Source organism: Moorena sp. SIO2C4, assembly GCF_010672485.1.
Lineage (GTDB): Bacteria > Cyanobacteriota > Cyanobacteriia > Cyanobacteriales > Coleofasciculaceae > Moorena > Moorena producens.
Map to the genome: position 1 here is coordinate 1 of NZ_JAAHGN010000247.1, position 8,107 is coordinate 8,107.

The window sequence follows — 8,107 nt, forward strand, 5'->3', positions numbered from 1 at the left end:
TAACCGAGGAAGGCATCTGTGCGATGCACTACAAAGTCTTTCCTTTCATCGCTGCCATTAGTGATTAAGTTAAGGTTTTTGACAACAGGATAAAGCTATGGTGCTAACCGAATTGCAGAAGCGAAAACTGAAGAAACTCTTCGATTTATACGATGTTGATGGTAGTGGAGTCATCACTGAAGCTGACTATGAAAAGATGGCTCAGTCTCAGGCAAAAGTTCAAGGTTATCAACCGGGTTCTTTGGAATATAACATCATTTGTTCTCAGTTCAAAACTTTATGGAAGAACTTGCAAAAAGAAGTGGACATTAATGATGATGGCGAAGTGACTCTAGAAGAATTTCTGGAACATAAAGCCAAACAACTTAGTTTCAAGGAGCAATATCGGCCTTTGTGGTTAGAGCGCCAATCTGGAATTAAAACCTCACAGTCCTACGAAAGATCCTATGAAGAAGATGTGATCGCCAAGCTAACCAATTTGATTTTTGAGCGATTGGATGTTGATGGCAATGGAGAGATTTCTCGTCAAGAGTACAAACAGGGCTTCCTCTCTCACTTCTCAGATGGAAACTTGAGTGACGAAATTTTTTCAAAGCTTGATTTAAATGGCGATGGACATCTCAGTAAAGAAGAGGTTTTACAGCATGTCCATGATTTCTTTTACAGTGACGACCCAGAAGCTCCTGGTAACTGGATTTTAGGTCCATACTAAGGATAGTCAGTAGCTCCAAAACGTTTCGCCCTTGGACAGGTCTTAGGTGTTAGGTATTATAGGTGCGCTTTCCGTAATGGTGAGGGATTGCTTGCCATCACTGAAAGCGCACCTGTGGAATGGGCATCAGGCGTGGAAGCGATGCAGCGCGGTCTTGGGGAGGCAGTGCGGTCTTGGGGAGGCAGCGCGGTCTTGGGGGTTTCCACGGGGCTTACAAGGTGCGGACGCAGGTTCCGCACACAGCCCCTCCCCATGAGCGACTGCCGTGGTTCCCCCCATGAGCAACTGCCGTGGTTTCCCCCATGAGCGACTGCATCAAGACACTGGCATCTTGCCAGTTTCATGCTTATTTTCGGGCGGGCAGGATGCCCACCCCACTCATATTCATTCCAAGATTCAGCAACGCCATAAATGTTAGCTAAGTTTTCAACAATCCCAATTTCTCCTGGAGAGCGTGACGCATAATATCCACTGGCGGAGTTTGTCCTAACCAAATTTTGAAAGCTGCTGCTCCCTGTTGCACCAGCATTTCCAATCCATCAATGGCGATCGCTCCCCGTTCTTTGGCTTGTAGTAAAAACTGAGTAGGATTAGGAGTATAAATCAAGTCATAAGCGATCGCATTTTCCGGCAACCTGGCCATAGCTAGCTGATCAACAGGAGACTGCTCGATGTTGGGATACATTCCCACCGGAGTAGCATTCACCAACAAATTGGCTTGGCCTATAAGTTCCGGTAGTTGTTCCCAAGCATGAGTATGAATAGTAATAGCAAGGTCAGAATTAATCCAGCTGTCCTGAAATTTACCTAACTTTTCCTGATTGCGGCCAAGCACATGAATCTCAGTACAACCGAGTTGAGCACAACCGACTACTACAGCTCGTGCTGCACCACCACACCCCAAAATAACTACAGTAGTTTGAGTCCAATCCCGGTTATACCCTTGCAACGGGGTGATAAACCCTTCGATATCGGTATTCGTACCAATCCAACCCTGATCGGTGCGATACACAGTATTCACTGCTCCCACCCCTTGAGCCACTGTTGAAATTTCCGACAACAAGGGGATGATAGTCTGTTTGTGGGGAATAGTGATACTGAAGCCGACTAGACCAATCGCCTCAAAACCAGCGATCGCATTTTTCAAATCTGCTGATTTTACCGGTAAAGGTAGGTAGACATAATCCACACCCAAGGATGCGATCGCTCGGTTATGCATCAGTGGTGATAAAGAATGTTCCACTGGATCACCAATCACACCCAGTAACTTTGTTGTTCCTGTTATTTGCAGCATCACCCACGTTCTACGCACATAACTTTGAATTTTAATAGCGAAATAGTTAATAATTGCGAGATTGCTCAATTTTTCAATATTTCTTATTAACTATTTCTTATTAAGTCTTATTAAGATTGCTGCCTTCCTTTGATAATTAGTTAACAATTCCTTGACAATTAACCGTCAACCGTCTAATATTATTACCCCAAACATCACATTTGAATGAACTCTCATTTTTCTCATGGTGGCTAAAATAGATCATATCGAGCCAATTATAGTGGCAATTATAATACCAATTAACTAGGCAGCAACGGCATGAACCCAGCTGGTATTCAAAAGAGTGGAGCCATGAATTCAATCATTTGTATGAAATGTGAGCAAATCAATCCCAGTCGGGCAAGTTTTTGCTCTCGTTGTGGTGCCTCTCTACCTCCTCCCAGTAGCAGTCCCCTAGAGACTAATCTAGATAATACTAATAATGACAATACATTAGACAATACATTAGACAATACTAATAATGACAATACATTACAGACTGGAAGCCGATTACGCGATCGCTACATAATTCAACGTACCTTAGGACAAGGGGGATTTGGCAAAACCTACCTCGCCAAAGACACTGGACGCTTTAATGAACTAGTAACCCTAAAAGAGCTGACTCCAAGAAACCAAGGCACCCATACCCTAGAAAAAGCGGAAGAACTATTTCAACGGGAAGCAACCATGCTCCACAAGCTTTCATCCCCCCAAATTCCGAGATTCTGGGAATTTTTTCGCCATGGCAAACGGTTGTTTCTCGTCCAAGACTACATTGAAGGAAAAACCTATCAAACTTTACTCGAAGAACGAGTAAGCAAAGGGGAACGCTTCAGCGAAACCGAAATTATCCAACTGTTTCAGCAATTGCTCCCGGTCTTAAGCTACCTACACCAATTAGGAATAATTCACCGGGATATTGCTCCAGACAATATTATCCGTCGTGCTTCCGATGGAGTACCAGTATTAATTGACTTGGGTGGTGTCAAACAAATTGCCCTAGAAGTCAATACTCCCGTAACCAGAGGTGCGCTTGACCTTGGCGAATTTAATTCGCCAAGGTCAAGCGCACCTGGGCAAAACTCTGCCATCTATGCTGGTGGGACTTGTTTAGGTAAAGTTGGCTATGCACCTGATGAACAGCTACGCCTAGGGATTGCTGCTCCCCATAGTGACCTGTATGCTTTGGGAGTGACATCACTAGTACTGATGACTGGTAAACAGCCCCAGGAACTGGTTGACCCTTATACCCTGAGCTGGCGAACTGAAGAAGAAGTAACCCTATCTCCAGAGTTTAATAGTATCCTATCTCGTTTGCTGGCATCCCAACCCTCTGAGCGATTCCAATCTGCTCAAGAGGTTCTAGACCTGATCCGAACTGATGATTCTGATGATTCTAAGGTTAGACAAACAGAAATAAAGGGTAATGTAGCTGTAACTCCCCAGTCTAAATCGTACCCTCCACCGACTCCCATCAATAATTCCGGTTGCAAGCAAGTGTTTGACGAATCTGTTCTAGTGCCAGCAGAGATTCAAGGCTGGAACTGGGGTGCCTTTTGTCTACCAGGTTTGTGGTGTGTCACCAATCAAGTTTGGATTGGACTGATTGCCTGGACCGATCTATCCTTAGTGACTGGATTTCTTGCTTGGCCAGTGATGGGGATTATTTTGGGCATCAAGGGTAATGAGTGGGCATGGAAAAGCCGCCGTTGGAAGAGTATCAAAGCCTTTAAGCGCCATCAACGGGGTTGGGCGATCACATCCTTCGTCATTATTGGTATCATAGTTACCCTACTATTTTTGTTATTATTAGTATTCTTTATTGGGGTAACCTCCCTAGTGCCGTGGTGAATCACCGATTGCTCAACTGTAGCATCCGTGTGTTTATTGCGTTCCATGCTAGTTCCAGGTTAAGCCCAGGGGCATTGCTATCACTACTTAAAGGAGAAGAAAAATGACTAGCTTTCCTGCCTGGACTCAAATAATTATCACCATGTCCGAATCACAAGTTTTTTACACAGAAGAAGTAACAGGCTATGACAGCATCAGCTTGGTTTTACCTGGAAAGCCCTTCGATCTAAGCCTTTCCTTAGACACCTATGAAGACGCGATCGAGATAATTTTTGAAATTTATCCAGACCAAAATGCTTACCGATTAAATATGCGGAACAAGCAGGAAGGAGTAGACCTCCAACAGAAAAGTACTGAAGAAAATTTAGATTTAACTGGATTAGACGCACGCCCAATTGGAACCTACAGTGAATTTTGCCGACATTTAGAAGAATTGTATGGAGTAGCTCAAGAAGTAGGTTGGTAATCGTAAGTTATCAGCGATCAGCGATCAGCGATCAGCGATCAGCTATTAGCTATCAGTTATCAGCTTATGCGCTACAGATGGTGCTACTTGAGGTGCTATCAGCTTTTGAATAAAGAGGTAAGCATTCGTTAATGTCACAGGCTAGAAGCCTGTGCCACAAAGCGGTTGCCCTAGGGCGTGTTTTCAAACTCGGAGATCCCCCTAAATCCCCCTTAAAAAAGGGGGACTTTGAGAATGGCTCCCCCCTTATTAAGGGGGGTTGGGGGGGATCTAAATCTTGCGGAAAACTTTGAAAACACGGCCTAGCGTGGCCTATGGCCAAGGACTTTTATCCATACTTTCACTTATCATTAATCTATCAATATTAAATTCTCCCGGGTTTATTTTCATCTGACTGCTGTTCGCGTAGCGTGAGCTTTTAGCTCACCGCTGACCCCTGACTGCTTACCTAACTAATTACTAGGTTTTACAGCTTGTCTTTTGAAAATTTACCTGACCTAATATAAAATACCATGGGCAATTTAGCAAAGTCCATGGTAGAAACAACAATTGTCGATCGGATGAGCAAGACCTTATTAACTTACCTACCCAAAGAAATCCTACTAACCCGTCAGCAGTTAGCAGTATTTTCAGCACTTAGAACTATTTTCAGATTCGCATCAGGCAGTTTGCTAACTATCAGCTTACTTGGTAGTGGTTGTGGAATGGTAGCCTATGAAGATATAGATTCTGAACAGACCCATGCTCAGCTCCATGGTCATAAAACCGAAACCGGTAATCACCATAGTAAACAGATGGAGCATAATCACCATAATCACAAGGCTGGCAGCAGTAGCAACCATGGTGAAGGAATGGGTCATCATCATGGCACCATGGAAATCCCTTCTGGTCAACCTGTTCCAGATGTTGAGATAGTGGTGTCTCCAGATCCAATGACAGGATGGAATTTAGAAATAAAGGTTTCTAACTTCCAATTTTCTCCCAAGAATGCTAGCAAAGCCCATCAACCAGGAGAAGGACATGGACATCTATACATCAATGGCAAAAAAATTAACAGGATTTACAGCAATTGGTACTATATTGGCAAGCTTGAACCTGGTAGTAATGAAATCAAGGTTACCTTAAATTCCAACAATCATCAGGATTTAGTTCATAATGGCGAAATGATTTCAGATACTGAAGTGATCGAGGTTATGTCGAATTAGAGGTGTAGTTACCGAAAACTGCAGCGAAGTGTATAGTTTTGTGGCTATGTGTTGTGGCTATTTGTTGTGGCTACGAGAGTGGCTCGGAGTCCACGCCTATCGTAAGCATCCCTTATTGCTGCTACCTTCCGGTCCTGACAAGGTTTGGGCGTTGCGATCGCGTCGATCCGAACCACATATTATAATAGCATGAATTTTTCAAAATGGGAAGGAAGATCAATCCTCTTGATCTATTTCGCGAATATGCCCACCCCGTAATAGCATGAAGAGCTTACACAGTGGGGCATACCCACTTTAACCATAAATTTTCCACTGCCGCGAGGGGTAACTTGAACAATCGGATATTGACCATAGTCAGTATCATAGTCAACGGTTTGGCCATTGTTATCATACAGACCTAGGTCAATATCGAGACAAGCATCATCACAAAAACTTACTAAGGTATAAGATTTACCAGCTTCTAGATCCAGGGTAAATGCATAGACTTGGTTTCGGGAAAGTCTATTGACTACCGGTCGATGAGTTGGCATGTAATCCCGGTCTCTTAAATACTGTGCTGCTGCGATTAATTTATTTTCAACTTGCCCCTGACGAGGAGAGCTAGCCAAACCAGGACTGGGTGTGAATAATAAGCTACTAGCTAGGAGAGCTAGTCCATTCCGAACTATCTTAGTATTAATCATATACAATAGCAATAAGCGTTTGAATTAATGTTGACTATAGAGTGATTTTTAGTTATTCCAATTCTTAGCAATGCCTGCAAACAATAAATATTACCTTTTGGTAATTGATAATAGGTTGCTTATGTTATGATTATCGAAGACTAATGTATGGGATAACGTATACGAATGTCTAACTTATGTATGATTACACTCAACGATGACCAATCTGGCAGGTAATTTAGGATTAGGTATGAGGTAAGCTATCAGCTATCAGCTATCAGCTATCAGCTATCAGCTATCAGCTATCAGCTATCAGCTATCAGCTATCAGCTATCAGCTATCAGCTATCAGCTGAATGCTTACCGATAAGTAGGATTAAACTGACGATACTTGCCAAAAAAAATACTCCGCTGGTGAGCGAAGTAAGTAAGGTTAAATGAGAAATTATCAGTTTTGCTGAACTAAGGAATGATATTAACTATAGTTGGGTAATTAGTAAATGGTTAAGTACCAATTAACCATTACTATCCATTACTATTATCCATGACCGATTAGCCTAAATCATGCCATTGATCAGCAATGTCAAATCCTTAGGTACACAATATTAAAGCTTGGTGCCGCACTCAGGACAAAAATTGTTACTTGCTACATTCTTGGCACCACAGTTACTGCAATAGATTAGCTCTGTAGCATTCTTGAGTAATGGTTTTTCTGGTAAACCGATCATTTGGGCATTACTCTTACCAGGGGCTACCATTGGGTAACAATTCTCGTCTTTGGTTACATGAACATCTAACAACACAGGACCATCGTAGGCTAGCATTTGTGCGATCGCATCCTGTAGTTGATCCCGACTAGTAACTATCATGCCCTTAACCCCGTAAGCCTGAGCCAGTTGCACAAAATCCGGCATCCCGACTTCCATATTTGAAGAGGAATAACGCTGCCCAAAGAACGCTTGTTGCCACTGACGCACCATTCCCTGCCAACCGTTGTTAATAATCACGGTCTTAACATTGATGCCATATTGGGCGAGGGTACCCAGTTCCTGAATATTCATCTGGATACTCGCATCACCAGCAATACAAATCACTTGCTGATCGGGTAATGCTACCTGGACTCCCATGGCTGCTGGCATGCCATAGCCCATAGTTCCCAATCCCCCACTGGAAATCCACTGGCGCGGTCCATTATTAAGAAATTGCGCTGCCCACATCTGATGTTGACCGACATCCGTGGTATAGTAAGCTTTAGGTGCTTGACGCCCTACCTCTACAATCACTTCTTGGGGAGATAAACTATCGGGGTATTGAGGCACCTGCAAGGGATAGTCCTCACGCCAACGGTTAATCCGTGCTAGCCACTCCTGGGTTTGATTAGGTTCTGCTGAGATATTCATTTCCTGGTAACGGCGCAACATATATTGCAAAACCCGGCGCACATCCCCTACAATCGGTACTTGGGGAGAGCGGTTTTTACCCACCTCAGCGGGATCAATGTCGATGTGAATCACTTGAGCATGACAGGCAAACTGATCCAGTTTCCCGGTCACCCGGTCATCAAACCGCGTCCCTACAGCAATCAGTAAGTCACACTCACTAACGGCAAAGTTAGCATAGGCAGTGCCATGCATCCCCAGCATTTTTACCGATAGGGGATGGGATTCATCAAATGCTCCCTTACCCATCAACGTGGTCGTTACCGGAATTTGGAAGATTTCTGCCAGTTGGCGCAGTTCATCATGGGCACCAGCAGCAATGGTTCCGCCACCAACGTAAAGCAGTGGTCGTCGTGCTTGCCGAATTAAATTTAGGGCTTGGTTAATTTGGCGGGGATTGCCCTTTACTGTTGGACGATAGCCCACCAACTTGAGTTGATTAGCTTCCACAGGTACGTAGA

8 protein-coding genes and 1 other RNA gene are annotated in these 8,107 nt (G+C 43.8%); 5 read left to right on the forward strand and 4 right to left on the reverse strand.

What is annotated here, in order from left to right:
* Positions 1 to 97 precede the first annotated feature (97 nt).
* Both F6K20_RS14880 and F6K20_RS14885 read left to right on the forward strand, forming a co-directional pair.
* Complete coding sequence (locus F6K20_RS14880) at positions 98 to 712, forward strand: EF-hand domain-containing protein (protein WP_287295136.1); 615 nt, start codon at positions 98 to 100, stop codon at positions 710 to 712.
* 87 nt (positions 713 to 799) lie between these two features.
* Complete coding sequence (locus tag F6K20_RS14885) at positions 800 to 1,018, forward strand: hypothetical protein (protein ID WP_287295137.1); 219 nt, start codon at positions 800 to 802, stop codon at positions 1,016 to 1,018.
* 112 nt (positions 1,019 to 1,130) lie between these two features.
* Here F6K20_RS14885 and F6K20_RS14890 read toward each other — a convergent pair whose 3' ends face one another.
* Entirely contained in the window at positions 1,131 to 2,006 is an 876-nt protein-coding gene (locus F6K20_RS14890) for a shikimate dehydrogenase (RefSeq protein WP_287295144.1), read from the reverse strand.
* Positions 2,007 to 2,336: 330 nt separating this feature from the next.
* Between F6K20_RS14890 and F6K20_RS14895 the strand changes: the two genes are divergently transcribed.
* From F6K20_RS14895 to F6K20_RS14905, 3 genes are all read left to right on the forward strand, one after another.
* Positions 2,337 to 3,875, forward strand: a complete 1,539-nt coding sequence (locus F6K20_RS14895) for a protein kinase domain-containing protein (protein WP_287295139.1) — start codon at positions 2,337 to 2,339, stop codon at positions 3,873 to 3,875.
* A 103-nt stretch (positions 3,876 to 3,978) separates the two neighbouring features.
* Positions 3,979 to 4,341: a hypothetical protein gene (locus F6K20_RS14900; RefSeq protein ID WP_071107058.1), complete on the forward strand. Its 363-nt coding sequence runs from the start codon at positions 3,979 to 3,981 to the stop codon at positions 4,339 to 4,341.
* Between the two features lie 512 nt (positions 4,342 to 4,853).
* A complete protein-coding gene (locus F6K20_RS14905; RefSeq protein ID WP_287295141.1) occupies positions 4,854 to 5,546 on the forward strand; it encodes a hypothetical protein in 693 nt (230 codons plus the stop codon).
* Positions 5,547 to 5,623: 77 nt separating this feature from the next.
* Here F6K20_RS14905 and ffs read toward each other — a convergent pair.
* From ffs to ilvB, 3 genes are all read right to left on the reverse strand, one after another.
* Positions 5,624 to 5,720: signal recognition particle sRNA small type (ffs, locus tag F6K20_RS14910), an RNA gene on the reverse strand.
* A gap of 56 nt (positions 5,721 to 5,776) precedes the next feature.
* Positions 5,777 to 6,229 carry a hypothetical protein gene (locus F6K20_RS14915; RefSeq protein WP_009149960.1) on the reverse strand — a complete coding sequence of 151 codons (453 nt, stop codon included), beginning with the start codon at positions 6,227 to 6,229 and terminating at the stop codon, positions 5,777 to 5,779.
* A gap of 583 nt (positions 6,230 to 6,812) precedes the next feature.
* On the reverse strand, positions 6,813 to 8,107 hold a 1,295-nt coding region (gene ilvB / locus F6K20_RS14920; RefSeq protein ID WP_287295142.1), incomplete at its 5' end, for a biosynthetic-type acetolactate synthase large subunit.

Coding starts and splice junctions, on each gene's coding strand:
- F6K20_RS14890 (WP_287295144.1), bottom strand. CDS start 2,006: ATGCTGCAAATAACAGGAACAACAAAGTTACTGGGTGTGATTGGTGAT.
- F6K20_RS14895 (WP_287295139.1), top strand. CDS start 2,337: ATGAATTCAATCATTTGTATGAAATGTGAGCAAATCAATCCCAGTCGG.
- F6K20_RS14900 (WP_071107058.1), top strand. CDS start 3,979: ATGACTAGCTTTCCTGCCTGGACTCAAATAATTATCACCATGTCCGAA.
- F6K20_RS14915 (WP_009149960.1), bottom strand. CDS start 6,229: ATGATTAATACTAAGATAGTTCGGAATGGACTAGCTCTCCTAGCTAGT.
- F6K20_RS14880 (WP_287295136.1), top strand. CDS start 98: ATGGTGCTAACCGAATTGCAGAAGCGAAAACTGAAGAAACTCTTCGAT.
- F6K20_RS14905 (WP_287295141.1), top strand. CDS start 4,854: ATGGGCAATTTAGCAAAGTCCATGGTAGAAACAACAATTGTCGATCGG.